Here is a 25,447-nt window from a genome sequence, read left to right as displayed (position 1 = left end):
CTGAAGGCACACGAGCGCGAGAAGGAGAGCAATGGCACAGGACGATAACGGCGGCACGGAGATCACGCCCGCCGCCTCGTCGGCCGTCGACCACCGCCCCGGCGATGCCGGTACGGCAGTGATCGTGCAAGACGCGGTGGAGAATCCCGGCTTCCCGCCGCACCGTGCGCGGATCACCGACAAGGACCCGCGCAAACAGCGTCGTGCCGAGCGCACGATCTACACGCTCTTCTACCTGTCGATCGTCGGCAGCATCTGGGCGATCGCCGCATACATCGCGTTCCCGATCGAGTCGGGAAAGATCTCCGATCTGCGCATCAGCACGCTCGCGATCGGCCTCGGGATGACCCTCGCGCTGCTCGCGATCGGTTTCGGCGCCGTCCATTGGGCCAAGGCGCTCATGGTCGACAAAGAAGGCATCGACATCCGGCACCCCGTGCAGGGCACGGACGAGACGCGGGAGCGCGCCGTCGAGATCTTCCAGGAGGCCGATGCAGAGTCGGGCTTCGGGCGGCGCACTCTGATCCGCAACTCGTTGATCGGCGCACTGGTCGCGTTCCCGCTTCCGGCCATCGTGCTGTTCCGCGGTCTCGGCCCGATGAACGAAGACCCTGTGAAACTGCTCTCCCACACCATGTGGAAGAAGGGCATGCGCCTGACGAGGGACCCCTCGGGAACTCCCATCAGAGCATCCGACGTCACACTCGGCTCCGTGTTCCACGTGATCCCAGAGGGTCTCAACGACAAGGAAGACGCTCTCGATCAGAAGGCCAAGGCCGCGGTGCTGCTCATGCGCCTCGAGCCTAAAGACCTGCACCCGTCACCCGACCGCAAGAGCTGGGCGTACGACGGCATCGTCGCGTACTCGAAGATCTGCACGCACGTTGGATGCCCTGTCGCCCTGTACGAGCAGCAGACCCACCATCTGCTCTGCCCGTGTCATCAGTCGCAGTTCGACATCACCCACGAGGCGCGGGTCATCTTCGGTCCGGCCAACAGGCCGCTGCCGCAGTTGCCGATCGAAGTCGATGCCGACGGCTACCTCGTCGCACAGAGTGATTTCCACGAGCCCGTCGGGCCGAGTTTCTGGGAGCGTCATTGACCGCCACGACTGCCGCTGAAACCACGGCCAAGAAGCGCAGCTTCACTGCAGCTGCATCGAATTACATCGACGAACGCACCAGCATCTCGGGCGTGGTCAAGGAGTTCGGCCGCAAGATCTTCCCCGACCACTGGTCGTTCCTCCTCGGTGAGATCGCGCTCTACAGCTTCATCGTCATCCTGATCACCGGAACGTTCCTGACGTTCTTCTTCCAGGCCTCGCAGGCCGAAGTGATCTACCACGGTTCCTGGGTGCCGCTGAAGGGCATCCAGATGTCCGCAGCGATGAACTCGACGCTGAACATCTCGTTCGACATCCGCGGCGGGCTTCTGGTCCGTCAGATCCACCACTGGGCGGCGTTGCTGTTCGTGGCCTCGATCGGCCTGCACATGCTGCGCATCTTCTTCACGGGTGCGTTCCGCAAGCCTCGCGAGCTCAACTGGGTGATCGGTTTCACACTCTTCGTTCTCGCGATGGCAGAAGGGTTCACCGGGTACTCCCTTCCCGACGATCTGCTCTCCGGCAACGGTCTCCGCATCATCGACGGCCTGATCAAGGGCATCCCGGTGGTCGGCACCTGGATCTCGTTCCTCCTGTTCGGCGGAGAGTTCCCTGGCACAGCCATCGTCGGGCGTCTGTACACCCTCCACATCCTGCTGCTGCCGGCCCTCGTCGTCGCGTTCATCGCTCTGCACCTGGTGTTCGTCGTCGTGCACAAGCACACGCAGTACGCAGGTCCTGGGCGCACGCAGCAGAACGTTTCGGGGTTCCCGATCCTGCCCGTCTACGCGGCGAAGGCCGGCGGCTTCTTCTTCATCGTGTTCGGTGTCGTCGCACTGATGGCGTCGCTCTTCACGATCAACCCGATCTGGCTGTACGGGCCCTACGACCCATCACCGGTCTCCGCAGGAACTCAGCCGGACTGGTATATCGGGTTCGCGGACGGCATGCTGCGACTCATCCCACCGCATTGGGAATTCGTGTGGCTCGATCGCACGTGGTCGTGGAACATCATCGTTCCCGTGCTGATCCTCGTAGTGTTCCTGGTCGTCGTCGCCATCTATCCGTTCGTGGAAGCGTGGGTCACCGGCGACAAGCGCGAGCACCACATTCTGGATCGGCCGCGCAACCAGGCAACGCGCACCGCGATCGGCGCGGCCGGCGTCACGTTCTACGGGACGATGTGGGCTGCGGCGAGTTCCGACCTGATCGCGACGCATTTCAAACTGACGATGGAGGGTGTCATCCACACCCTGCAGTTCACGCTCATCCTCGGCCCGATCGTCGCGTACTTCATCACGAAACGCATCTGCATCGCGTTGCAGAAGAAGGATCGCTCGGTCGCGCTGCACGGCTACGAGTCCGGCCGCATCGTCAAGCTTCCCGGTGGCGAGTTCATCGAGGTGCACGAGCAGCTCGACGAGTACGAGCGCTGGCGTCTGGTGAGCTACGACACCTACCAGCCTCTGATGCTCCGGCCGAATTCGCGCGGCAAGATCACCTTCGTGAACCGTCTGCGTGCCGGAATGTCGCGCTGGCTCTTCGAAGACCGTCTCGAACCGATCACGAAGGGCGAGATCGAGTCCGGGCACGGGCACCACTGACGGCCGGCGAACCGACTCGATCGGGCATCGATGTCCCTCACGACACTGTCGGAGTGGCTTCGATGCCCGATCTGTTTCCGCCCACTGCACGACGCTCCACCGCTCGTCCTGGGCTGTGACGAGGGTCATCGGTTCGACAGCAACAAGCACGGCTACGTGAGCCTGCTCGCCTCACAGCCTCGCATCGCGGGAGACACTCCGCAGATGCTCGATGCGCGCGCCGAACTGCTCGACTCGGGAGCGTATGACGCCGTAGCCCATGTTGTGGCAGAGAATGCCGCTCTAGCACGCCCTGAGCGGGTTATCGATGCCGGCTGCGGCACAGGGCACTACTCCGCTACACTCCTGCCGCTTCTTTCCCCCACCGCCCGAGTACTTGCCGCCGATATCGCCCAAGAGGCGGTGCGCCGTAGTGTGCGCAAGCTCGGCAGAGACAAGGCGGACGGACTGGTGGCGGACACTTGGCGTCCATTGCCGGTGCGTGACGGGGTCGCTGACGCCATCATCAACGTCTTCGCGCCCAGGAACCCTGGTGAGTTCCGTCGACTTCTCACCGACGACGGCCATCTGATCGTCGCCACCCCGCAACAGGATCATCTGATCGAGCTTCGACGCGCACTTCCCATGCTCGACGTGCCACCCGACAAGTCACAGCGGCTCGCCCAGGATCTTGCCCCGCACTTCCGGCTCGAGCGTTCCAGCACCGTTCGCTATCGACTCGCGATCTCGCACGAAACGGCGATCGCTCTGCGCGCCATGGGGCCATCGGCCCATCATGCGCACGGAGACGCCGCCACCAGCGCTCTGCCGCACGCGGTCACCGTGGCCGTCGACGTGCTGCGTTTCTCCTGCCTCTAGGCCGAGCACGGCACCGGAGCGAACCGATCCCTGTTGTTTCAGCAGTGGAAACGAGGAAGGGGACCCCCATAGGAGGTCCCCTTCGTCACTGCGTCACGGCTATCTCAACGTGCGAAGAAGCCCCGGTAGTACTCGTACACCCAACCCACCAGGCTGACGGCGGCGAGAGCCCCACCGATCGGAACGATCCACCAACCGACGGCGATTCCGAGCGCACCGAGCGCAATCGACAGGCCGAGCATGAAGGGCCACCAGCTCCACGGGCTGAAGTGTCCAAGCTCCGGGTCGCCATCGTCGATGTTCGCATCGAGACGGTCTTCGGGAAGCTCCACGCCGCCCTGCGTCGCGTGTGTACGCGTCAGGAAGAAGGCGATGAATGCGCCGAGTACGCCCGTCAGAGTGAGCGCCACCGTGCCCACCGGCTCGATCGCGTGGTGCGGGTAGTAGAACCACGCCCAGACCGTGTACGTGATCGCCATCAGGAAGAAGAAGATCGTGATGATCCAGAAAACCGTCGCGCTGGTCCGCATGTCACTTCACCTCTGCAGAGTCGGCGCCGGCGAGGGCGGGGCGCGGAGCGTCCGTCGGAACACCGATCGGAACCCCCACCTCCGGATGATTGAGGTCGAACGCGGGTGATTCGCTGCGGATGCGCGGGATGGACGTGAAGTTGTGCCGCGGCGGCGGGCAACTGGTCGCCCACTCGAGCGAACGTCCGTAGCCCCACGGGTCGTTCACCGTGACCTTCGCACCGGAGCGCGCGGTGATGTACACGTTCAGGAAGAACGGGATCATCGAGACCGCGAGAATCCCAGCACCGATGGTCGACACCTGGTTCATCCAGGTGAAGCCGTCTTGGGGCAGGTAGGTGTAGTACCTGCGCGGCATGCCGACGACTCCCAACCAGTGCTGGATCAGGAACGTGGTGTGGAAGCCGATGAACAGAAGCCAGAAGTGCCATTTGCCGAGCTTGTCGTTCAGCATCTTGCCGGTCCACTTCGGCCACCAGAAGTAGAAACCGGAGAACATCGCGAACACGACAGTGCCGAAGACCACGTAGTGGAAGTGCGCCACGACGAAATAGGAGTCGGAAACGTGGAAGTCCAACGGCGGGGAGGCGAGGATGACGCCCGTCAGCCCACCGAAGGTGAACGTGACGAGGAAGCCGATCGCCCACAGCATCGGTGACTCGAACGTTATCGATCCGCGCCACATGGTGCCGATCCAGTTGAAGATCTTCACCCCTGTCGGCACCGCGATGAGCATCGTCATCAAAGAGAAGAACGGCAACAACACCATGCCGGTGACGTACATATGGTGAGCCCATACGGTGACCGACAGTGCGGCGATCGATATGGTCGCGTAGATCAGGGTCTTATAGCCGAAGACCGGTTTTCGGCTGAAGACAGGGAACACCTCTGAAACGATGCCGAAGAACGGCAGGGCGATGATGTAGACCTCAGGGTGCCCGAAGAACCAGAACAAGTGCTGCCAGAGAATCGCTCCGCCATTGGCAGCGTCGAAGACGTGCGCACCGAGGATCCGGTCGGCGGAAGCAGCGAAGATCGCGGCCGCGAGCACCGGAAAGGCCATCAGAACCAGAATCGAGGTCACCAGTGCGTTCCAGGTGAAGATCGGCATGCGGAACATGGTCATGCCGGGTGCACGCAGAGTGATGATCGTCGTGATGAAGTTGACCGCACCGAGGATCGTTCCGAAACCGGAGATGCCGAGACCGAGCATCCACATGTTGCCGCCGAGGCCTGGCGAGAATGTGGTCGACGCAAGTGGTTGGTACGCGAACCACCCGAAGGATGCCGCGCCCTGCGGTGTCAGGAAGCCTCCGACGGCGATCAGCGACCCGAAGTTGAACAGCCAGTACGCCAGTGCATTCAGGCGCGGGAACGCCACGTCGGGCGCACCGATCTGAAGCGGCATGATCACGTTCGTGAATCCGGCGAACAACGGCGTCGCGAACATGAGCAGCATGATCGTGCCGTGCATCGTGAACAGCTGGTTGTACTGTTCACGGGTCTGAACCACTTCGAGCCCGGGCTCGAAGAGTTGAGCGCGGATGATGAGGGCCATCACGCCGCCCATACAGAAGTACACGAACGACGTGATCAGGTACATGTACCCGATGGTCTTGTGGTCGGTCGACGTGATCCAGTTGACGAGGATGTTCCCCTTGCGGTGGATCTTCGTCGCGCCGAGGATCTGAGCGGTCGGCGACAGGGTCGTTGCCGAGGAAGCCGGTGCTGTAGTCGTACTCATTCTCCGGATGCCTTACTCGTTGTTCTTCGGTGCCTTGGTGCCCGGCAGGTTGTTGTTGCGATCCACGTTGGATCCCAGCTTGCCGACGTAGCCGCGATCCTTCAGGTCCTGCATGTGCAACTCGTACTCGTCTTCGGAGACGACCTTCACGTTGAACAACATGGCCGAGTGGTACTCACCGCAGAGCTCGGCGCATTTGCCGACGTAGGTGCCCTCGCGGGTCGGCTCGAGGTACATGTAGTTCGTGTGCCCCGGGATCACGTCTTTCTTGTACAGGAACGCAGGTACCCAGAAGGAGTGGATGACGTCGCGCGAGTTGAGCTTGATCGTGATCTTCTTATCGACCGGCAGGTACAGCGTGGGGATGTCACTCTCGACCACGGAGCCGGCGGGTGCTCCCGACTTGTCGTCGGGCTGTGCCTGAACTCCCGGGTCGTACACGCCGTTGGACAGGTAGTTGAAGTCCCACGACCACTGCTTCGCGTACACCTGCACGGTGAGGTCGGGGTTGGCGTAGGGCTTCTCGATCGCATCCTGGTCTCGCGTCGTGAACGCGAAGAACCCGATGATCAGCACCAACGGCACGATCGTGTAGAAGATCTCGATCGGCATGTTGTAGCGCAGCTGCGCAGGGAGACCGGTCTGGCCCTTGCGACGGCGGTACACGATGATGCACCAGATGATCAGGCCCCACACCAGGAGACCGACGAGCAGGAGCACGATCCACGACGTGACCCAGAGCCCTGAGACCCTGTCCGTGTGGTTGGTGACCGGCGTCTTGCCGTCGAATCCCGGGAGGAATCCGTTCAATTGGGACTGCGTGCAACCTGCCAAGACCAGCGCAACTACTGCTGCGAGCGGGACTGCAGCCCATCGGAAACGGCGATTGTGACGCACCGGTGACCTTTCGAGTGAATCGTGGGCAGAGCGCAAGACGCTACTGCGATTGACCTTCGCCTAGCCTACTGCCATCCAAGGCCCGTTCGTACGCCGGACACTGCCCGGGGCGACGTGTGTCGAACCCCTGGAGACACGAAAAGGACCGGCTCACCAGCCGGTCCTTTTCGTTGAAATCGTGTTGCGCGAAGATCAGTGGAAGCTGTCGCCGCAGGCGCAACTTCCGCTCGCATTGGGGTTGTCGATGGTGAAACCCTGCTTCTGGATGGTGTCTTCGAAGTCGATCGAAGCACCGTCGAGGTACGGGGAGCTCATCTTGTCGACGATGACCTCGACGCCGTCGAAGTCGACCGTCAGGTCGCCGTCCATGTACCGCTCGTCGAAGTAGAGCTGGTAGATCAGGCCGGAGCATCCCCCGGGCTGAACGGCGAGACGCAGCCTCAGATCATCGCGGCCTTCCTGCGTGAGGAGGCTGCGTACCTTGTCGGCGGCGGCATCAGTGAGGGCCACACCGTGCGCTTTGGGCTCGGCGATCGTCGCCGTTGCAGTGAGAGTCGCGTCGCTCATGAGTGCCTCGTTCCTACCTTGAAGTTCGCGTGTGCTCCAGTGTAATTCAGGCGACCCGATTGTTCAGGCGGGACAGCAGGAGTGCCTCGGTCAGAATCGCGCGTCTGAAAACGCCCAGGTGGAGGGACTCGTTCGGACTGTGCGCCCTGGTGTCGGGGTCCTCGACCCCCGTGACGAGGATCTGAGCGTCGGGAAACTCTCGAACCAGATCGGCGATGAAGGGGATGCTCCCGCCGATGCCGGTCTCGACGGGCTCCGCACCCCAGGCATCCTTCATTGCATTCTTCGCCTCGACGGCGGCCCAGCCCGAGGTGTCGACGAGGAACGGGTCGCCGACGTCGACCTCGTCGATCGCGATGTGCGCTCCGAACGGCGCGTGCGATCGGACGTGACGTTCAAGGGCCGCGTAGGCATCCTTTGCCGCTTGCCCCGGCGCGACGCGGGCGCTGAGTCGAACTGCGACCGAAGGAATGAGCGTGTTCGACGCGTTCGCGACGCTGGGCGCGTCGATGCCCGTGATGGTGATCGTCGGCTGGTTCCAGAGACGGGACAGCACCGGTCCCCTGCCGATCGACGAGACGCCCTCGAGCAGCGCGGCATCCTCGCGCAGCTGATCCTCGGAGTACTCCGGAACCTGAGCATCGTGCGAGGTCATGCCCTCCACTGCGACTGCGCCATCAGCATCGTGCAATGTCGCGAGGAGCTTGGCGAGTGCCAGCATCGCATCGGGTGCCGCACCTCCGTACATGCCGGAGTGCGAGGCGTGCTCGAGTGTGGAGACCGTGAGGCGGAACGTGACGTTCCCCCTGAGACCGACCGTGAGCGCCGGGATGTCGACGCTCCAGTTGTCGGAGTCGGCCACGACGATCGCATCGGCGGCCAGAGCCTGCTTGTTGTCACGCAGGAAGTTGGCGAACGAGCGGGATCCGAATTCCTCCTCACCCTCGATGAAGACGGCGAGGCCGAGGTCGAAGTCGGTGCCGATCACCTCCGTGAGTGCCCTGATCGCGGCGACGTGAGCCATCACGCCCGCCTTGTCGTCGGCCGCGCCGCGAGCGTAGAGGCGATCTCCACGGACCGTCGGCTCGAAGGGCGACGTCTGCCAGTCCTCGTCCTTGCCTGGCGGCTGGACGTCGTGGTGGGCGTAGAGCAGCACGGTGGGCGCACCGTTCTTCGCTTTCCGGCGTGCGATCACCGCCGGCTGACCCTGCTGCTCGCCATCGCCGATCGCGGCTCGCGTGACGGCGACCGAGTCGAAGACGTCCAGTGCGCGCACGAGGGATGCGACGGCATCCGCGCTGCGGGCCACGTTCGCCGGATCGAACGCCGACCACGACACCGATGGGATGCGAACGAGGTCCGTGAGATCGGAAATGGCCAGCGGCATCCCCTGCTGCACGGCGTCGCGAAGTTCGGTCAGATGGTCGATGGGGTGATCGGCGTCGGTCATGCGGGTAATCTTAATCGGACGAGATCGAGGACTTTCCGTGGCGAAACGACCAGATACCACCGCGACCCCGGCCGATGAGGCCGAAATGCCCGGATCGGGCAAGGGACGCGCGACCCCTTCACGTGCAGAACGGGAGGCGGCTCGCAAACGTCCCCTTGTGCCTGCCGACCGCAAGGCGGCGGCCCGCGACGCCCGCGGCAAGAACGCCGAGGCGAGGGAGCGAGCCAGACTCGGCATGGCCGCTGGAGACGAACGCTATCTGACCCAGCGCGACAAGGGCCCGCAGCGCCGGTATGTGCGCGACTACGTCGACGCCCGCTACACGGTGGCCGAGTTCCTCATGCCAGTGATGCTGATCGTCGTGATCTTCTCGTTCGTGCAGATCACCGCGCTGCAGTACTACGCGATCATCGTGCTCTGGGTGTTCTTCGCCATCGCGATCATCGACTCCATCGTCATGGTGAGCATGATGAAGCGCAGGATCAGGGACAAATTCGGCGCGGCCGAACGCGGGCTCAACTGGTACGCGATAATGCGCGCTCTGCAGTTCCGGATGATCCGCGTTCCGAAGCCGCAGGTCAAGCGCGGCCAGTACCCCGCCTAGCACCGGGCATCCGATCATGACGATCATCGCCGCTGCCGACGGCTCTGCGCTCGGCAACCCCGGCCCGGCCGGGTGGGCCTGGTTCGTCGACGAAAATACCTGGGCCGCCGGCGGCTGGCCGCACGGCACCAACAACCAAGGCGAACTGATGGCCGTCATCGATCTGCTGGAATCCACAGCAGGCGAACCGGACGATCTGCGCATCCTCTGCGACAGCCAGTACGTGATCAACGCCGTCACGAAGTGGATGCCCGGGTGGAAGCGCAAGGGCTGGCGCAAGGCCGACGGAGCGCCCGTTCAGAATCTCGAACTGCTCAAGCGGCTGGATGCCGCGCTCGCCGGTCGCGAGTACCGGTTCGAGTGGGTGCGCGGTCACGCCGGCCACGAGCTCAACGAGGCCGCGGACGATCGCGCCCGCGGCGCTGCGACGTCGTACCAGCGAGGCACGGAAGTCGACAACGGGCCGGGATGGCGCGGGGCTGACGTCAAGGGAAGGGAGATCGCGACTCCGGCATCGCCCACTCCCCCGGTCGAACAGCCCGGACTGTTCGACGTCGATCTGTTCGCAGACGAGAGCGTCACCGACGTCGTGGTGCGTCTTGAGCGCGAGTTCCTCGACACGGCCGTCCGATCGGATCCCTCGAGCTTCGCAGCGCTGCTGCACCCGGACTTCGAGGAGATAGGCCGCGCGGGGCGACTGTGGGGTCGAGACTCCGCCATCGAAGAATTGTCGGGTGAGACGTCGCGGGCCACAGAGCTCGAGGTGATCGGCACCGACAGAGTGAACGCCGACACCGTGTTGCTCACGGCACGTACGACGGATGGCCGCGGCGCAACACTGTGCAGCTCGTTGTGGGTGCGCGCCAGCGGCAGGTGGCGGCTGCGGTTTCGTCAGAGCACGCCAGAAGAATGATCGACGCGGAATCCGACGCGTCAGCGTGAGGTCGCGAGCCTGTCCAGGCCGCGGTTGATCGACCGCGCCCAGAGCGGACCGCGGTAGATGAAGGCCGAGTAGCCCTGCACGAGGGTGGCGCCGGCATCGAGCCGGTCGCGCACATCCTGCGCGGTCTCGATTCCGCCGACGGAGATGACGCAGAGTTCGGCCGACACGTGCTGCCGAACGAGCCGCAACACCTCGAGGGAACGAGCCGCCAGCGGTGCCCCTGAAAGTCCGCCAGCTCCGGCAGCCTCGACGACCTGCTCATCCGTGTGAAGGCCGGAGCGTTCGATGGTGGTGTTCGTCGCGATGATGCCGTCGAGACCGATCTCTCCGACGAGTTCGGCGATCTTCGCGATCTCGTCATCGGCGAGGTCTGGGGCGATCTTGACGAGGAGCGGCGTGCCGCCGGCTTCCTCTTTGACCGCCGTCAAGAGCGGGCGCAACGAGTCCAACTCCTGCAGGCCGCGCAGGCCCGGAGTGTTCGGCGAGCTCACGTTCACGACGAGGTAGTCGGCGACGCCCGCTGCGGCGCGTGCCGAGACTCGGTAGTCGGCGACGGCATCCGCGACATCGACGACGCGCGACTTGCCGATGTTCACGCCGACGATCGGACGGCCGAGCACCGGCCGCACCTTCGCGACCCGCTGTGCTGCGGCATCCGCTCCCTCGTTGTTGAAGCCCATGCGGTTGATGATCGCCCTGTCGGGGATGAGCCTGAAGAGCCGCGGCTTGGGGTTGCCCGGCTGAGCGATTGCCGTCACCGTGCCGATCTCGACGTGCCCGAATCCGAGCGCACCGAGTCCGAGGATCGCGGTGGCGTTCTTGTCGAATCCCGCTGCGACGCCGAACGGCGTCGGGAAGGTGAGCCCGAGCGTCGTGACCGACTGGCCAGTGCGAGGCCTGGTGAAGCGCGCGATCAGACGGCGAAGCCCGACTCCGGGAATCGCACGGATCGCGATGAAAGCCAGATGATGTGCGTTCTCCGGGTCCATGTGCCGGAAGACGAGCGAGAACAGGATGCGATACATGCCCCTGCAACCCTAATGGGTCGACGGACCGCCGAGCGCGCAGATCAGTCTGCTGTCACCGGCTGCTCGTGGTGCTCCTTGCGGAGGGCGGAGATCGCGTCGTCGAAATCGTCGAGCGAGTCGAAGGCCTGGTAGACGCTCGCGAACCTCAGGTATGCGACCTCGTCGAGGTCGCGTAGCGGAGGAAGCACGGCAAGACCGATCTCATTCGCGTCGATCTGCGAGACGCCCGTCGCGCGCACGGCCTCTTCGACCTTCTGGGCGAGCATAGCGAGGTCGGAGTCCGTGACCGGACGCCCCTGACACGCTTTGCGCACACCGGACATGATCTTCTCGCGACTGAACGGCTCGACGACTCCGCTGCGCTTGATGACGTTGAGGCTGGCGGTCTCGATGGTGGAGAAGCGACGCCCGCACTCCGGGCACTGTCTGCGACGGCGGATCGAGAGTCCGTCGTCGGACGTGCGGGAGTCGATGACGCGGGAATCGGGGTGGCGACAGAAGGGGCAGAACATAGTAGCTCCAGGCTAGTTATTCGCGCACGCCTGCGCGCGCGACGACCGCTTCGCCGTGAGCGGGAAGACCCTCTGCGTTCGACAGCGCGACGACGTCGGCGGCCACTGCAGCCAGTCCCGCCTCGTCGTAGTGGATAATCTGCTGCGGGCGCAGAAAGCTGTACGCGCCGAGCCCCGACGAGTACCGGGCCGATCCCCCGGTGGGAAGCACGTGGTTGGAGCCGGCGAGATAATCCCCGAGGCTGACCGGAGAGTAGCGGCCGAGAAAGATCGCACCCGCGTTGGTGATACGCCGCAAAGTCGCATCCGGGTCCACGGTGTGCACCTCCAGGTGCTCGGGCGCGTAAGCGTCGCTGAACCTGACCGCCGTCGCCTCATCGTCGACGAGCACGATCGATGATTGCGGCCCGCTAAGCGCGACGGATGCCCTCGCCGCGTTGGTCGTCGCCGTCACGATCGCGTCCAGTCGCATTCGCACTCGCTCGGCGAGCTCGAGAGAATCGGTCACCAACAGCGACGCCGCGGCCTCGTCGTGCTCGGCCTGGCTGAGCAGATCGGCCGCGACCAGGTTCGGATCGGCGGAGGCATCCGCGATCACGAGAATCTCGGTCGTTCCGGCCTCGGCATCGATGCCGACAACGCCGCTCACGAGCCGCTTGGCCGCTGCGACGTAGATGTTACCCGGGCCGGTCACGATGTCGACGGCGGTCAGTGGAAGATCGGGCACACCGTAGGCAAGCGCTCCGATCGCACCGGCTCCACCGATGGCGTAGATCTCCTCGATTCCGACCACCCCGGCCGCACCGAGCACGGCAGGGTGTACGGACCCGTCGAATTGGCGCTGCGCAGGGCTCGCCAGCGCGACAGAACCGACGCCGGCGACGAGGGCGGGGACCGCGTTCATGACGACGCTGGACGGATAGGCGGCCTTGCCGCCAGGCACGTACAGCCCCGCGCGCGCGACCGGTTGCCAGCGCTGCTCGACGATGGCTCCGTCTCCGAGCACGGTCTTGGCTGCGGGTGGAACCTGTGCCGCGCTCGCCAGCCGAACCCGGTCGATGGAGTGCTCGAGAGCAGTGCGTACCTCGGCGGGGAGGTCGTCGACCGCCTTCGCGATGTCGGACGACGACACGCGAAGCGCGGACGGACGAACGCCGTCGAAGCGCTCGGCCTGGTCGAGAAGCGCAGCGACGCCGCGCTCGCGCACGTCGGCGATCAGATCGGCCGCAGCCTCGGATGCGACCGTGATGTCGAGCTCTGGACGCGGGACGGAACGGCGCAGCTCGTCGTCGTCGAGCGCGCGTCCCCTCAGGTCGATCGTGTACATCCGCCAAGCCTATCGATGGACCGCGGCAGGCCCGTCGAGGTGGTCTGCAGCAGTGCTCAGAGTGCAGAGCGGATGCCCGCGCCTCCGTCGAGCTGCAGTGTCTGGCCGGTCATCCACGAGGCATCCGACGACAGAAGGAACGCCACCGCGGCGGCGACGTCGTCGGGCTCGCCGAGCCGCCCGAGCGGATAAGCGGATGCCGCAGCGGCTTCGTGCCCCTCGTACAGCGCCCGGGCGAACGCCGTCTTCACCACGGCGGGCGCCACCGCGTTCACCCTGATGCGCGGTGCGAGTTCGTACGCCGACTGCTGAGTCACGCTGATGAGCGCGGCCTTGGTCACTCCGTAGAACGCGATCATCGGGCTCGCCGAGAGACCTGCCACCGACGACACGTTGACGACGGAATCAGTCAGTCCCGCCATCACGGCGTCCCGCGTCCACTCGAAGGCGGCGAGCACGTTCACGTCGATCATCTTGCGAACGGCGGCCGGATCCGCCTCCATCATCGGCCCGAAGAGCGGATTGATGCCGGCGTTGTTCACCAGATGGTCGAGTCTGCCGTGTCGATCGAGCGCATGGGCGAGCACTGCCGCGCGATGTTCTGGGTCGTCCGCCCGGCCTGCGACCGCTGTCGCGGCATCCGTGCCGAGTTGCGCCAGCGCAGCGTCGAGGCCCTCCTGGCGTCGCCCGGTGATGACCACGGAGGCGCCCTCGTCGATCAACCGCTGTGCGGTCGCGAGGCCGATGCCCCTGCTCGCCCCCGTGACCACGGCGACATGGCCGTCGAACCGTTGCACGATGCCGTCGCCCTCACACCAGGCAAGCTGGCCCGAGCAGGCCCTTGAGTTCGCCGTACAGATCCGCAGACGCACTCACTCTGTAGGGCAGCTCGAAGACGCGCGCAGTCGTGCCCTTGACGAGCCGCAGACGCACCTCGCCGTCGCCCGCGTGCCGGATCAGCATGTCCCCGAGGTTCTGCACCACGTCGGTGGTGGCCCGTTGGTCCGGCAGCGTGATGGTCAGCGGTCCGGACGGACCGGAGACGGCCGATCCGAGGTCGGGAGTGAAAAGACTGTACGCGTGCAGGTTCATGCCGTCGTCACGCATGCTGACCCGCCCGCGCACGACCACGATCGAGTCGCCGATCAGCGCAGGCCCGAACTCCTGGTACGCCTTGCCCATGAACATCACCGTGATCTCGCCGCCGAAGTCCTCGACGGTGATCATGCCGTACTGATTTCCGGATTGCTTGGCCACCCGGTGCTGCACACCCGTGACCAGGCCTGCGATCGTCACGGTGTCGCCGTCTTGAGTCGACTCCGATGCGGTCAGGTCCGCGATCGATGTGCTGGCCTGCTTCGCAAGCTCCAACTCGAGCCCGGCGAGCGGATGGTCTGACACGTAGAGGCCGAGCATCTCGCGTTCGAACGCGAGCTTCTCGCGCTTCTCCCACTCCGGTCTCTGCGGAACGTGCGACACCGGACCGGCATCCGGCGCCTCGGCGAGCAACATGTCGAAATCGAACCCGGCTTGCCCCGTCGCCTCGACCCGTTTCTCGTTCACGACCGACTCGACGGCGCCCTCGTGCACCTCCACCAGCGCTCGTCTCGAGTCGCCGAACGAGTCGAACGCTCCCGCCTTGATCAGGGACTCGATCGTGCGCTTGTTGGCGACGTGCAGCGGAACCTTCTTCAGGAAGTCGTGGAACGACTCGAAGCGCCCCTTCTGCTCGCGTGCCAGCCGGATGCCGTCCACCACGTTCGCGCCGACGTTGCGCACGGCGCCCAGCCCGAAGCGCACATCCTCGCCGACTGCGGCGAAGAACCCGATCGACTCGTTGACGTCCGGCGGCAGTACCCGGATCCCCATGCGGCGGCACTCGTTGAGGTAGAGCGCCATCTTGTCCTTGGAGTCCCCGACGCTCGTGAGCAGGGCAGCCATGTACTCGGCGGGATAGTGCGCCTTCAGATACGCCGTCCAGTACGACACCACGCCGTAGGCGGCCGAGTGAGCCTTGTTGAAGGCGTAGTCGGAGAACGGGAGGAGGATGTCCCAGAGCTTGTCGATCGCTGCCTGCGAGTAGCCTCGCTCCTTCATGCCGCCGACGAAACCCGCCTGCTGCTTGTCGAGCTCCGACTTCTTCTTCTTGCCCATCGCCCGGCGCAGGATGTCTGCTTGGCCGAGCGAGAACCCCGCCACCTTCTGCGCGATCGCCATGACCTGCTCCTGATAGATGATCAGGCCGTAGCTCGTGTCCAGGATGTCTTGCAGCGGCTCCGCGAGCTCCGGATGGATCGGTGTGATCGGCTGGAGACCGTTCTTGCGCAGCGCGTAGTTGATGTGCGAGTTCGCCCCCATGGGCCCTGGTCGGTACAGGGCGATGAGTGCCGAGATGTCCTCGAAGCTGTCGGGCTTCAGCTGTCGCAGCAGCGATCGCATCGGCCCGCCGTCGAGCTGGAACACGCCGAGCGTGTCACCGCGCGTGAGCAGGTCGTACGCACCGCGGTCGTCCAGCGGCAGCCCCTCGAGATCGAGATCGAAATCCTTGTTGGCCTTGATGTTGTCGAGCGCATCGCTGATGATCGTCAGGTTGCGCAGCCCGAGGAAGTCCATCTTGATCAGGCCGAGCGATTCGGCGGCCGGATAGTCAAGCTGGGTGACGATCTGGCCGTCCTGCTCCCGCTTCATGATCGGGATCACGTCGATGATCGGATCGGACGACATGATGACGCCCGCGGCGTGAACACCCCACTGCCGCTTCAGCCCTTCGAGCCCGAGTGCCGTGTCGAAGACGGTCTTCGCCTCGGGGTCCGATTCGACGACGGCCCGCAGCTCGACGGCCTCCTTGTACCGAGGGCTGTCCTTGTCGAACACCTGGTACAGCGGGATGTCCTTGCCCATGACCGCTGGTGGCATCGCTTTGGTCAGCTTCTCGCCCATGGAGAAGGGGAAGCCCAGCACGCGGCCGGCATCCTTCAACGCCTGCTTCGCTTTGATCGTCCCGTAGGTCACGATCTGCGACACTCGCTCGGCACCGTACTTCTCGGTGACGTACTTCACGGCCTCGAGGCGGCGACGGTCGTCGAAGTCCACATCGAAGTCGGGCATCGAGACACGGTCGGGGTTGAGGAACCGCTCGAAGATGAGACCGTGCTCAAGCGGGTCGAGGTCGGTGATGCGCATGGCGTACGCGGCCATCGACCCTGCACCGGAACCACGGCCAGGCCCCACGCGGATGCCGTTGCTCTTCGACCAGTTGATGAAGTCCGCGACCACCAGGAAGTAGCCGGGGAACCCCATCTGCAGGATGATGCCGGTCTCGTAATCGGCCTGCGCCTGCACCTTGTCGGGGATGCCCTCTGGATAACGGTGCTCCAGACCGGCGTTGACCTCCTTGACGAACCAGCTCTCTTCGGTCTCGCCCTGCGGCACCGGGAACTTCGGCATGTACTTGCCTGTCGAGAGCTCGAAGTCGATCTCGCAGCGCTCGGCGATCTCGAGCGTCGTGTCGCACGCCTCGGGCAGCTCACGGAAAAGATCCCGCATCTCCTGCGGCGACTTCAAGTAATAGGCACCCTCCGGCTCCAGCTGAAAGCGCTTCGGGTCGTTGAGCGTCGACCCCGACTGCACGCAGAGCAGCGCCGCGTGCGATTTGGCGTCCTCTGCGTGCGTGTAGTGCAGGTCGTTCGTCGCGACGGTGCGCAGCCCGAGGTCCTTGGCGAGCCTGAGCAGATCCTGCCTGACCCGTGCCTCGAGGCCGAGTCCGTGCTCCATCAGTTCGACGAAGAAGCTGTCCTTGCCGAAGATGTCCCGGTACTCCGCCGCCGCTTTGACAGCCTCGTCGTACTGGCCGAGCCGCAGCCTGGTCTGCACCTCGCCGCTGGGGCAGCCCGTGGTGGCGATGATGCCCTTCGAGTACCGCTCCAGCAGCTCGCGATCCATCCGCGGCTTGAAGTAGTACCCCTCGATCGAGGCGAGAGACGACATGCGGAAGAGGTTGTGCATGCCCTCAGTCGTCTCGGCGAGCATCGTCATGTGCGTGTAGGCGCCGCTTCCCGACACATCGTCCTCGCCGCCGTTCCCCCATCGCACTCTCGTGCGGTCGGAACGGTGCGTTCCAGGGGTGAGGTAGGCCTCGGTGCCGATGATCGGCTTGATGCCGGCGGCCGTAGCTGCCTTCCAGAACTCGAACGCCGCGAACATGTTGCCGTGATCGGTGACCGCGATGGCCGGCATCCCGTAGCCGACGGCGGCATCCATCAACGGACCGATCTTGGCGGCCCCGTCGAGCATGGAGTACTCGCTGTGAACGTGCAGATGAACGAAGCTGTCGGATGCCACCCAGTGAGTCTACGGATCCGGCCGAAGGTCGTCACGGGACCGGCGGGCGGTTCGTCGAAGCCTCCGCACAAGGTGCTTCAGTCGCCCTGGATCAAGATCTCCAGAGCGTTCGCGAGGTCGTCGGGATACGGCGATTCGAACGTCACCCACTCCCCCGACCCGGGGTGCTCGAACGCGAGGCGATGCGCGTGCAGCCATTGCCTGGAGAGGCCGAGCCGCGCCGACAGCGTGGGGTCCGCGCCGTACATCGCATCGCCGACGCACGGATGCCGCTGGGCCGCCATGTGCACCCGTATCTGATGCGTGCGCCCCGTCTCGAGGTGGATCTCGAGCAAGCTCGCCGCCCGGAACGCCTCGATGGTCTCGTAGTGCGTCACCGACGGCTTGCCCGCCGCGGTGACCGCGAACTTCCAGTCGGCTTTCGGATGCCGTCCGATCGGAGCGTCGACCGTACCGGCCAGCGGATCCGGATGGCCCTGCACCACCGCGTGGTAGATCTTCTCCACCTCACGATCGTGGAACGCGCGCTTCAGCGCCGTGTAGGCGCGTTCGCTCTTGGCGACGACCATCAGTCCGCTCGTGCCGGCATCCAGCCGGTGCACGATGCCGGCGCGCTCCGCCGCGCCCGATGTGGAGATGCGGTAACCGGCCCCGGCGAGGGCCCCGAGGACCGTAGGGCCCTCCCACCCGATCGATGGATGGGCCGCGACTCCTGCCGGCTTGTCGACGACGATGATGTCGTCATCGTCGTAAACGACCCCGAGCTCGGGAACCCTGACGGGAACGATCTCCACCGCTGCCTTGGGAGTCCAGCTGATCTCGAGCCAGCCGCCCGCCGTGAGTCGATCCGACTTGCCGAGCACCCGGCCGTCGAGCGTCACGCCCCCCGACTCGGCGACATCGGCCGCGAAGCTGCGCGAGAACCCGAGCGCCTTCGCGACGCCTGCGTCGACACGTGCGCCCTCGAGTCCGTCTGGCACCGGCAGAGCTCGGTGCTCCACCTCAGCGGCCTCCGTCGATGGGATGCTCCGTGCCGTTGTGCGCATCGGCATCCGCCTGTTTGTCGGCCACGGCCGTGTCGCCCGGCAGCGTCGGCTCACCTGCGGTGTCGGACTCGTCGGACGGCACGTCGACAGCTTCGGGTGCTTCGACGGGCTTCGACGCGGTGGCCCGCTTGCCGTCGAGCCCGACACCCATCACCGTCAGCACGAGGAAGAGAACCATGGCGGCGACGATCGCGCTGTCGGCCAGATTGAAGATCGCCGGGAGCAACGGGATTCGGATGAAGTCGACGACCTCGCCGACACCGAACCCGGGTGCCCTGAGCAACCGGTCGGACAGATTGCCCAGCAGCCCCCCAAGCAGAAGACCGAACACGATCGCCCACGCGACCGACCTGATGCGACGCGCATACCAGATGATGAAGACCAGCACGGCCGTCGCGATGATCGAGAAGATCCACGTCGAGCCGGTACCGATCGAGAACGCGGCACCCGAGTTGCGATGGAGCTGGAAGATCAGCAGATCGCCTACGACATGCACCGGTACGTCGACCTGAAGATTCTTGACGACCTGCCACTTCGCGAGTTGGTCGAGTGTCAGAACGACGAGTGCGACGACGCCAAGAAGGACGATCGCACCGACGCTGACCTTCTTGGAGGGCCTAGCCTCCAAAGCTCTGGAACGTCGGAGGGGACTGCCGCTCACCGTCACCGGCCGACACTGCGGCGAACTGACCGCTCACAGCCGAGGCGCCCGGCTGCTTGAAGCCGTTCGTGCCGACGCCTGCGCTGTCGAGGTCGCGAAGCTGGCCCTCGATGTAGCTCTTGAGCTTCGCGCGGTAGTCACGCTCGAAGCTGCGGAGCTCCTCGATCTGGCGTTCGATCGTCGTGCGCTCGGTCTCGAGCGCAGTGAGCTGCGTGCGCTGCTTCGCCTCGGCTTCTGCGACGACGCGCGCCGCGGTTGCGTGGCCCTCGGCGATCAGTGCGTCGCGCTTCTCGACACCCTCGCGCACGTGCTCCTCGTGGAGTCGGCGCGCGAGCTGCAGGAGGTTGTTCGTGCTCTCCGTGTCGTCGCTGCCTGCGACGGGCTGCGGCGCGATGGGGGCGACGACGGCAACCGGTGCCGGGGCAGGTGCGGCGATCGCCTGCGTCTGCTCTGACGCCGAGTGGCGCTGCAACTCTGCGACCCGTGAGTCCGACGCGACGAGGCGCTGCTTCAGCTCCTCGTTCTCCTGATTGAGGCGGCGAAGCTCGACGACGACCTCATCGAGGAAGTCATCGACCTCATCCTGGTCGTAACCCTCACGGAATTTGGTCGGTTGGAACCGCTTGTTGACGACATCTTCCGGAGTTAGCGCCATGGCTTACCACCCTTAGAGCTTGTGTTTTCGAACAGTGGATAACGTTCGGCTAACGCTAGCAAAGTCGCCTGTGTGCGTGCCATCCGGGGCGACGTCATGCTGCGTCATCCGATGAACGACGTCGCGATGTACATGCCGATGATGCACGCGAACATTGTCAGAGTCCAGCCGAAATCCAGAGCGACCGGACCGAGAGACAGCGGCGGTAACAATCGTCTGAAGAATTTGATGGGCGGGTCGGTCACCGTGAAAGCGGCCTCTGCGAGCAAGAGCCCGAAGCCGCGCGGCCGCCAGCCGCGCGCGAAGGTACGCACCAGATCAAGCACGAATCGCACCCAGAGCACCACGAAGAAGAGCAGGAATGCGTAGTACGCGACGGTCGCAATGATCGAGACGGCGATACCCACAGATCAAGTATGAGGGACGCCGGCTGTGCTCACGCTCCGGCGAAGAACGACGCCTCGACGTCGCCTGCCACCGCAGCGGCTCCACCCGAGACCATCACGTGCTCGGGAGAGAGCAGGAACACCTTGCTCGTGACCTTCTCGATCTTCCCGCGCAAGCCCTGAGTAAGGCCGCTCGAGAAGTCGATCATGCGCTGCGCCTCCGACTCGCTCATCTGCGACAGGTTCAGGATGACCGGGATGCCTTCGCGGAAGGATTCCGCGATCATCTTGGCGTCGCTGTACTGCCGGGGGTGAACCGTGAGGATCTCGTTCATTTCTTGCACCGTCGCATTCCGTGCCGGGGTCGGCTTACGCAGCGGCGTGACGGGCGCCTTGGCAGGAGCAGCGTGCTGCTGCACCGGCGCGACAGGTGCCGGATGCGCAGTGGCGACCGGTTCTTCGTCGTACTCGAGCTCGTCTTCGACGAGGCCGAGGTAGGCCATCGTCTTCTTGAGCGGGTTAGCCATGGGATCCTCCGTGAACAACTCGAGGTCGTGCGGCCGTGCCGGTCGACGGCGCATTTCACAGCCAGGTTAAGCATGGTCTGGCCGCTTTCCCGTGATTGCCGTACCGAGCCGAAGGTGTGTCGCTCCCTCGGCGATGGCTTCCTCGAAGTCGCCGGACATCCCGGCCGAGATCGCGTCCGCCTCGGGAGCCACGGTGCGCAGGGCATCGGATGCCTCTCGCACCCGCGAGAAGGCGCGTCTCGGCTCCTCGCCCAACGGCGCGACTGCCATGACCCCACGCAGCCTGAGGCCCCGCGTGCCGAGCACGCGCTCGGCGATGGACTGCAGGTCTGCTCGAGCCGCTCCGCCGCGCGAAGGGTCGTCCGTGAGGTTGAGCTGTACGAAGCAGTCGAGATCGCCGTCGTCGGACCCTAGAGCGTCGGCGAGTGCCGGCCGATCGATCGAATGCACTGCGGAGGCGAAACCACGCACCAGCTTCGCCTTGTTCGTCTGCAACTGGCCGATGAAGTGCCAGCGCAACGAGAGGTCAGCCGTTTCGGATGCCTTCACCCGCGCCTCCTGTGCTCTGTTCTCGCCTACGTCGCGCACGCCGAGCGCGGCGAGATCCCGCACCAGCGAGGCCGGATGGAACTTGGTCACCACGATCGTCGTGAGTTGCGCAGGGTCCCTGCCCGCAGCGCGCGCGGCATCCGCGACCCGCTCCTGCACTCCGTGCAACCGCGCGGCGAGTTGTGGATCGACATCGGACGATCGGCTCACTTCAGGAAGTCGGGCACGTCCAAGACGTCGTCGTCGTCGAACGCAGGGTCGATCACTGCGGCCTCCACGAGCTTGGAATCGTCGTCCGACCAGCTGCCCTTGGTAGGAACATCCTCTTCTTCGAGCGCCTGCGTGTCGACGAGCTCCGAGCCCGAGCCATCGGACCCCGACGACCCAGCAGCGACGAACGTCGACCTGCGGGTCTCGGCCGGCTTCACCTGCGGCTCGCCGCCGTCGAATCCGGCAGCGATCACCGTGACGCGCACCTCGTCACCGAGGGTGTCATCGATGACAGCGCCGAAGATGATGTTCGCCTCCGGGTGCACCGCCTCTTGCACGAGCCTGGCAGCGTCGTTGATCTCGAAGATCCCGAGGTTCGAACCACCCTGGATGGACAGCAGCACGCCACGCGCACCCTCGATGCTCGCCTCGAGGAGGGGCGACGCTACCGCGAGCTCTGCTGCCTTGATCGAACGGTCAGCGCCCCGCGAGGAGCCGATGCCCATAAGTGCGGATCCCGCGCCGTGCATCACCGACTTGACGTCGGCGAAGTCGAGGTTGATGAGTCCCGGCGTCGTGATCAGGTCGGTAATGCCCTGAACACCTGCGAGGAGGACCTGGTCGGCAGTCGCGAACGCCTCGAGCATGCTGATGCCACGGTCGCTGATCTCGAGCAGTCTGTCGTTGGGGACGACGATGAGGGTGTCGACCTCTTCTTTCAGCCTGGCGACACCGGCCTCTGCCTGGTCGGCCCGGCGCTTGCCTTCGAAGCCGAACGGCTTGGTCACAACACCGATGGTCAGGGCGCCGATCGACTTCGCGATGCGGGCCACGACCGGCGCACCACCGGTGCCGGTGCCGCCCCCCTCCCCCGCCGTGACGAAGACCATGTCGGCGCCGGTGAGCGCCTCTTCGATCTCCTCGGCGTGGTCCTCGGCCGCACGACGGCCGACCTCAGGGTCCGCCCCCGCTCCGAGGCCGCGAGTGATCTCCCGGCCGACGTCGAGCTTGACGTCGGCGTCGCTCATCAGCAGGGCTTGCGCGTCCGTGTTGATGGCAATGAACTCGACACCGCGCAGTCCGAGTTCGATCATGCGGTTGACGGCGTTCACGCCGCCGCCGCCGATGCCGACGACCTTGATCACGGCGAGGTAGTTCTGGTTCATAGTCACGAGTGGCCTCCGCTGGCAACCTTCAACTTCAAGTCGAGGCTTAAAGTTATGCTCGGTATGCATTTACTAGGTTTGACGTTAAGCGCGCCCGTCCCGCCTTGCCCGCTGATCCCTCGCGTGTCGCGCGACCGGATTCGGATGTCACCGAAATCGGTCATCTCCGGGCCGCGAAACGACGACCGGAGCGACCTGCTCAGCGCGTGACGGGACTGTTCGGCGCAGAGACGTCGTAGACGGATGCTCCGGGTGCTGCCTTCAGCAGATCCGACAGCACCCAGGACTTGAGGTCGGGCTGGTCGGGACCGCCCCAGACCACCGTGACGCCGGAGGTCAGCTTCAGCGTGACATCCTGTGCACCCGTCGCGCTGACCGTTCCGACCTTGGAGAGCATGCCTGCCGGCAGAGCTGCCAGGACCGCCGCCGACGCGGCGAACTCCTTGTTGCGCGACGTCGTGGACGCGTCACCGGGAAGAGCGATCACGGGGAAGCCGGCCGGCCTGTCGGCCGTGGTCTCGATGATCACCCCTGCCTGGTCGACCAACTGGTATCCGGACGGCACCTGGAGCAACGCGATCGGAGTGCGCTCGACGATGTGCACCACCAGCGTGCCAGGCGGCTCCGCCTGGATGCTGTAACTGCGGATCAGCGGGAACTTGGCGAGCTCGGTCTTGATCTCACCGTTGTCGAGCAGTGGTAGAGGAGTGCCGAGCTGGGGGCCGAGGGCGTGCCGGACATCCGTGGCGCTCACGCGCTGAGATCCCACCACGTCTATCGTGCGCAACGCCATCGCGGGCGAGATCGAGACCAACGCGGCTCCGGCCAGAACGAGCACGACTGAACCGGCGCCGATCAGCCACGCCAGCCGCCGCCTGCGTGCACCACGCGTGAAGCGCTTCACCTCGGCGCGCTCGTACCGCCTGCGTCTGCGAGCTGCGGCACGCACGCTCGGAGAGTCGTCTTCGACGGCTGCAGGAGTCGTGGCAGGCCGCGTGACGGAGGCGGGTTTCTCGGCCAGAGCGGCCCTGATGCGGTCTCGCGCGGACTCCCGGGGCGGCGGCACGATGACGCGAATCGGTTCGGTGGTCGCTTCGGGCTCTCGCGAGGAGCCATCGAGAACTCCCGTCGACGTCACGCCTGCCGACGACGACGATGTCACGCGCGTTCGCTCGGCAGCGGCATCAGGAGCGCCGGAGGTTCTCGCCCTGCCGCGCCCGGCCGCAGGCTCGGTCGCTGGGGCGCGTTTCTCCGTGCGCGCAGTGAGCCGCGACGCCGAGTTCTCGAAGCCCTGCGGTCGCTTCACTTCTCAGCCGTTCACCCGGCGGAGCGACTCGAGCAGCTGAGGGACGATGCGGTTGACGTCGCCGCAGCCCAGCGTGATCACGAAGTCGCCGTCGCGCGCGATGGTTGCTGTGTGGTCGGCGGCCTCCTGCCAGTCCGCGATGAACGCCACCTTCGACGGGTCGTCGAAACGGTCGGCCACCAGCGCTCCGGTCACCCCTGGAACGGGATCCTCCCTGGCGCCGAAGACATCGAGGACGACGGTCTCATCGGCATACTGCTCCAGTGTCGCCGCGAACTCCTGTGCGAGTCGCTGGGTGCGGCTGTAGGTGTGCGGCTGGTGTACGGCGATGATGCGTCCATCGCCGACGACTGTGCGCGCAGCCTGGAGCACCGCCCGCACCTCTGCTGGATGGTGGGCGTAGTCGTCGAAGACGCTCACGCCGCCGATCGTTCCGTGCAACTCGAAGCGGCGGTGCGTTCCGCCATAGGACTGGAGGGCCGTGGCGGCCGCTGCGGGCGCCACACCGAGGGAGGCGAGGACCGCGAAGGCCCCTGCAGCGTTGTGTGCGTGGTGACGGCCGGGCACCTTCAGCGTGACCGGAAACTCGTCTCCGTTCCAGACGATGGTGAAGGCGACAGGGCCGTCGGTCGTGACAGCGGTGACCCGGGCATCCGCTCCTTCCGACTCGCCGAAGGTGACGACCTTGCGATGGGAGAGACGCGGAGTGACGGCACGTGCTCCCTCGTCGTCGGCCGAGATGACGACGAGCTCGCTCGCCCTGTTCGCGAAGGTGACGAAGGCGTCTTCGACCGCGGAATACGAGCCGTAGTGGTCGAGGTGGTCGTCGTCGATGTTCAGGATCAACGCCACGGCTGTGTCGTAGAGAAGGAACGAACCGTCGGATTCATCGGCTTCGATCACGAACAGCTCGGATGCGCCCTGCCGGGCATTCGTCTCGAGCCCCTCGATCACCGCCCCGTTCACGAAGTTCGGATCCAGGCCGAGCTCGACCAGAGCGGTCGCGACCATCCCGGTCGTACCCGACTTGCCGTGCGCGCCTGCGACGGCGACGACGCGGTGATCGCGAGTCAGCCAAACGAGCGCCTGCGAGCGGTGCAGCACCGGAATGCCATGGGCGAGCGCGTACTGGTACTCGGGATTGTCCTGCCATAGAGCGCCGGTCACGACCAGCGTGTCTGCTTCACCCACGTTCGCCGCGTCGTGGCCGATGTGAATCTCAGCACCGAGTTCGCGCAAGGCCTTTGTGTAGCCGTTGTCGACCCGGTCGGATCCGCTGACGCGAACACCGGCCTTCAGGAAGAGCTGCGCGATGCCGCTCATGCCGGATCCACCGATGCCGACGAAATGCGCCCGACTGATCGTCTCAGGGAGCGGCATGGTCAGATCGGGCTTGATCACGTCTACTGGTGTCCTGTCTTTGAGCTGACGAGC

The 25,447-nt window shown here is 65.2% G+C and carries 24 protein-coding genes and 1 pseudogene; 6 read left to right on the top strand and 19 right to left on the bottom strand.

The features are described 5' to 3' along the window. Positions 1-31 precede the first annotated feature (31 nt). From MJ603_RS06650 to MJ603_RS06640, 4 genes and pseudogenes are all read left to right on the top strand, one after another. Entirely contained in the window at positions 32-1,102 is a 1,071-nt protein-coding gene (locus MJ603_RS06650; RefSeq protein ID WP_243062908.1) for a ubiquinol-cytochrome c reductase iron-sulfur subunit, read from the top strand. Beyond that, positions 1,099-2,706 carry a ubiquinol-cytochrome c reductase cytochrome b subunit gene (locus tag MJ603_RS06645; protein WP_243062907.1) on the top strand — a complete coding sequence of 536 codons (1,608 nt, stop codon included), beginning with the start codon at positions 1,099-1,101 and terminating at the stop codon, positions 2,704-2,706. The genes MJ603_RS06650 and MJ603_RS06645 overlap by 4 nt, the downstream gene beginning before the upstream one ends. 30 nt (positions 2,707-2,736) lie before the next feature. Beyond that, positions 2,737-2,871 (top strand): annotated as a pseudogene (locus tag MJ603_RS18860) (putative RNA methyltransferase); the annotation flags it as partial. A 39-nt stretch (positions 2,872-2,910) separates the two neighbouring features. Further along, positions 2,911-3,564 (top strand): methyltransferase domain-containing protein, encoded by a 654-nt coding sequence (locus tag MJ603_RS06640; protein ID WP_243062906.1) that lies wholly within the window; start codon positions 2,911-2,913, stop codon positions 3,562-3,564. 104 nt (positions 3,565-3,668) lie between these two features. On the opposite strand, the gene MJ603_RS06635 is transcribed toward MJ603_RS06640, so the two are convergent. From MJ603_RS06635 to MJ603_RS06615, 5 genes are all read right to left on the bottom strand, one after another. Then, positions 3,669-4,094, bottom strand: a complete 426-nt coding sequence (locus MJ603_RS06635; protein WP_243062905.1) for a cytochrome c oxidase subunit 4 — start codon at positions 4,092-4,094, stop codon at positions 3,669-3,671. 1 nt (position 4,095) lies between these two features. Next, the gene (gene ctaD / locus MJ603_RS06630) at positions 4,096-5,838 is read right to left on the bottom strand and encodes a cytochrome c oxidase subunit I (RefSeq protein ID WP_243062904.1); all 1,743 of its coding nucleotides are present in this window, start codon (positions 5,836-5,838) and stop codon (positions 4,096-4,098) included. 12 nt (positions 5,839-5,850) lie between these two features. After that, positions 5,851-6,735 carry a cytochrome c oxidase subunit II gene (coxB, locus tag MJ603_RS06625; RefSeq protein ID WP_243062903.1) on the bottom strand — a complete coding sequence of 295 codons (885 nt, stop codon included), beginning with the start codon at positions 6,733-6,735 and terminating at the stop codon, positions 5,851-5,853. Between the two features lie 192 nt (positions 6,736-6,927). Continuing rightward, positions 6,928-7,302 (bottom strand): iron-sulfur cluster insertion protein ErpA, encoded by a 375-nt coding sequence (gene erpA, locus MJ603_RS06620; protein ID WP_243062902.1) that lies wholly within the window; start codon positions 7,300-7,302, stop codon positions 6,928-6,930. Positions 7,303-7,348: 46 nt separating this feature from the next. After that, positions 7,349-8,752 carry a dipeptidase gene (locus tag MJ603_RS06615; RefSeq protein ID WP_243062901.1) on the bottom strand — a complete coding sequence of 468 codons (1,404 nt, stop codon included), beginning with the start codon at positions 8,750-8,752 and terminating at the stop codon, positions 7,349-7,351. Between MJ603_RS06615 and MJ603_RS06610 the strand changes: the two genes are divergently transcribed. Both MJ603_RS06610 and MJ603_RS06605 read left to right on the top strand, forming a co-directional pair. Next, complete coding sequence (locus tag MJ603_RS06610; RefSeq protein ID WP_374230851.1) at positions 8,751-9,356, top strand: DUF3043 domain-containing protein; 606 nt, start codon at positions 8,751-8,753, stop codon at positions 9,354-9,356. The two genes, MJ603_RS06615 and MJ603_RS06610, sit on opposite strands and share 2 nt — an antisense overlap. 16 nt (positions 9,357-9,372) lie before the next feature. Further along, positions 9,373-10,269: a ribonuclease HI family protein gene (locus tag MJ603_RS06605; RefSeq protein WP_243062899.1), complete on the top strand. Its 897-nt coding sequence runs from the start codon at positions 9,373-9,375 to the stop codon at positions 10,267-10,269. A 20-nt stretch (positions 10,270-10,289) separates the two neighbouring features. On the opposite strand, the gene MJ603_RS06600 is transcribed toward MJ603_RS06605, so the two are convergent. The 14 genes from MJ603_RS06600 to murC all read right to left on the bottom strand — a co-directional run bounded on the left by MJ603_RS06600 (position 10,290) and on the right by murC (position 25,414). Then, on the bottom strand, positions 10,290-11,324 hold the full coding sequence (locus MJ603_RS06600) for a quinone-dependent dihydroorotate dehydrogenase (RefSeq protein WP_243062898.1): 1,035 nt from the start codon (positions 11,322-11,324) through the stop codon (positions 10,290-10,292). Positions 11,325-11,368: 44 nt separating this feature from the next. Then, on the bottom strand, positions 11,369-11,839 hold the full coding sequence (nrdR, locus tag MJ603_RS06595) for a transcriptional regulator NrdR (RefSeq protein ID WP_243062897.1): 471 nt from the start codon (positions 11,837-11,839) through the stop codon (positions 11,369-11,371). 16 nt (positions 11,840-11,855) lie between these two features. Continuing rightward, on the bottom strand, positions 11,856-13,166 hold the full coding sequence (hisD, locus tag MJ603_RS06590) for a histidinol dehydrogenase (RefSeq protein WP_243062896.1): 1,311 nt from the start codon (positions 13,164-13,166) through the stop codon (positions 11,856-11,858). Between the two features lie 56 nt (positions 13,167-13,222). After that, positions 13,223-13,963, bottom strand: coding sequence for an SDR family oxidoreductase (locus MJ603_RS06585; protein WP_243062895.1), 741 nt, complete (start codon positions 13,961-13,963; stop codon positions 13,223-13,225). A gap of 13 nt (positions 13,964-13,976) precedes the next feature. Then, positions 13,977-17,507, bottom strand: coding sequence for a DNA polymerase III subunit alpha (gene dnaE / locus MJ603_RS06580; protein ID WP_308220574.1), 3,531 nt, complete (start codon positions 17,505-17,507; stop codon positions 13,977-13,979). 77 nt (positions 17,508-17,584) lie between these two features. Beyond that, the gene (locus MJ603_RS06575; RefSeq protein ID WP_243063296.1) at positions 17,585-18,508 is read right to left on the bottom strand and encodes an RluA family pseudouridine synthase; all 924 of its coding nucleotides are present in this window, start codon (positions 18,506-18,508) and stop codon (positions 17,585-17,587) included. Between the two features lies 1 nt (position 18,509). After that, positions 18,510-19,181: a signal peptidase II gene (gene lspA / locus MJ603_RS06570; RefSeq protein ID WP_279238923.1), complete on the bottom strand. Its 672-nt coding sequence runs from the start codon at positions 19,179-19,181 to the stop codon at positions 18,510-18,512. Further along, positions 19,171-19,869 (bottom strand): DivIVA domain-containing protein, encoded by a 699-nt coding sequence (locus MJ603_RS06565; RefSeq protein WP_243062894.1) that lies wholly within the window; start codon positions 19,867-19,869, stop codon positions 19,171-19,173. Before MJ603_RS06565 ends, lspA begins: the two co-directional genes overlap by 11 nt. 104 nt (positions 19,870-19,973) lie before the next feature. Further along, complete coding sequence (locus tag MJ603_RS06560; protein ID WP_243062893.1) at positions 19,974-20,276, bottom strand: YggT family protein; 303 nt, start codon at positions 20,274-20,276, stop codon at positions 19,974-19,976. A 29-nt stretch (positions 20,277-20,305) separates the two neighbouring features. Then, complete coding sequence (locus tag MJ603_RS06555; protein WP_243062892.1) at positions 20,306-20,782, bottom strand: cell division protein SepF; 477 nt, start codon at positions 20,780-20,782, stop codon at positions 20,306-20,308. Positions 20,783-20,848: 66 nt separating this feature from the next. Beyond that, positions 20,849-21,541 (bottom strand): YggS family pyridoxal phosphate-dependent enzyme, encoded by a 693-nt coding sequence (locus MJ603_RS06550; RefSeq protein ID WP_243062891.1) that lies wholly within the window; start codon positions 21,539-21,541, stop codon positions 20,849-20,851. Continuing rightward, on the bottom strand, positions 21,538-22,713 hold the full coding sequence (gene ftsZ, locus MJ603_RS06545) for a cell division protein FtsZ (RefSeq protein WP_243062890.1): 1,176 nt from the start codon (positions 22,711-22,713) through the stop codon (positions 21,538-21,540). The genes MJ603_RS06550 and ftsZ overlap by 4 nt, the downstream gene beginning before the upstream one ends. A gap of 193 nt (positions 22,714-22,906) precedes the next feature. Then, entirely contained in the window at positions 22,907-24,013 is a 1,107-nt protein-coding gene (locus MJ603_RS18740; RefSeq protein WP_243062889.1) for an FtsQ-type POTRA domain-containing protein, read from the bottom strand. A 3-nt stretch (positions 24,014-24,016) separates the two neighbouring features. After that, positions 24,017-25,414, bottom strand: coding sequence for a UDP-N-acetylmuramate--L-alanine ligase (gene murC / locus MJ603_RS06535; protein WP_243062888.1), 1,398 nt, complete (start codon positions 25,412-25,414; stop codon positions 24,017-24,019). Positions 25,415-25,447: the final 33 nt, after the last annotated feature.

Source organism: Humibacter sp. RRB41, from assembly GCF_022761015.1.
GTDB lineage: Bacteria > Actinomycetota > Actinomycetes > Actinomycetales > Microbacteriaceae > Humibacter.
The sequence above is the reverse complement of the archived record's forward strand: the minus strand, read 5'-3'. Positions and strand labels throughout refer to the sequence as shown.

Bases quoted from the DNA above. Each gene is read 5' to 3' on its own strand.
- nrdR (WP_243062897.1), bottom strand. From the start codon at position 11,839: ATGTTCTGCCCCTTCTGTCGCCACCCCGATTCCCGCGTCATCGACTCC.
- MJ603_RS06640 (WP_243062906.1), top strand. From the start codon at position 2,911: ATGCTCGATGCGCGCGCCGAACTGCTCGACTCGGGAGCGTATGACGCC.
- ctaD (WP_243062904.1), bottom strand. From the start codon at position 5,838: ATGAGTACGACTACAGCACCGGCTTCCTCGGCAACGACCCTGTCGCCG.
- MJ603_RS06555 (WP_243062892.1), bottom strand. From the start codon at position 20,782: ATGGCTAACCCGCTCAAGAAGACGATGGCCTACCTCGGCCTCGTCGAA.
- MJ603_RS06565 (WP_243062894.1), bottom strand. From the start codon at position 19,869: ATGGCGCTAACTCCGGAAGATGTCGTCAACAAGCGGTTCCAACCGACC.
- MJ603_RS06600 (WP_243062898.1), bottom strand. From the start codon at position 11,324: ATGTATCGCATCCTGTTCTCGCTCGTCTTCCGGCACATGGACCCGGAG.
- erpA (WP_243062902.1), bottom strand. From the start codon at position 7,302: ATGAGCGACGCGACTCTCACTGCAACGGCGACGATCGCCGAGCCCAAA.
- MJ603_RS06635 (WP_243062905.1), bottom strand. From the start codon at position 4,094: ATGCGGACCAGCGCGACGGTTTTCTGGATCATCACGATCTTCTTCTTC.
- MJ603_RS06610 (WP_374230851.1), top strand. From the start codon at position 8,751: ATGCGGGTAATCTTAATCGGACGAGATCGAGGACTTTCCGTGGCGAAA.
- hisD (WP_243062896.1), bottom strand. From the start codon at position 13,166: ATGTACACGATCGACCTGAGGGGACGCGCGCTCGACGACGACGAGCTG.
- MJ603_RS06605 (WP_243062899.1), top strand. From the start codon at position 9,373: ATGACGATCATCGCCGCTGCCGACGGCTCTGCGCTCGGCAACCCCGGC.
- MJ603_RS06615 (WP_243062901.1), bottom strand. From the start codon at position 8,752: ATGACCGACGCCGATCACCCCATCGACCATCTGACCGAACTTCGCGAC.
- MJ603_RS06650 (WP_243062908.1), top strand. From the start codon at position 32: ATGGCACAGGACGATAACGGCGGCACGGAGATCACGCCCGCCGCCTCG.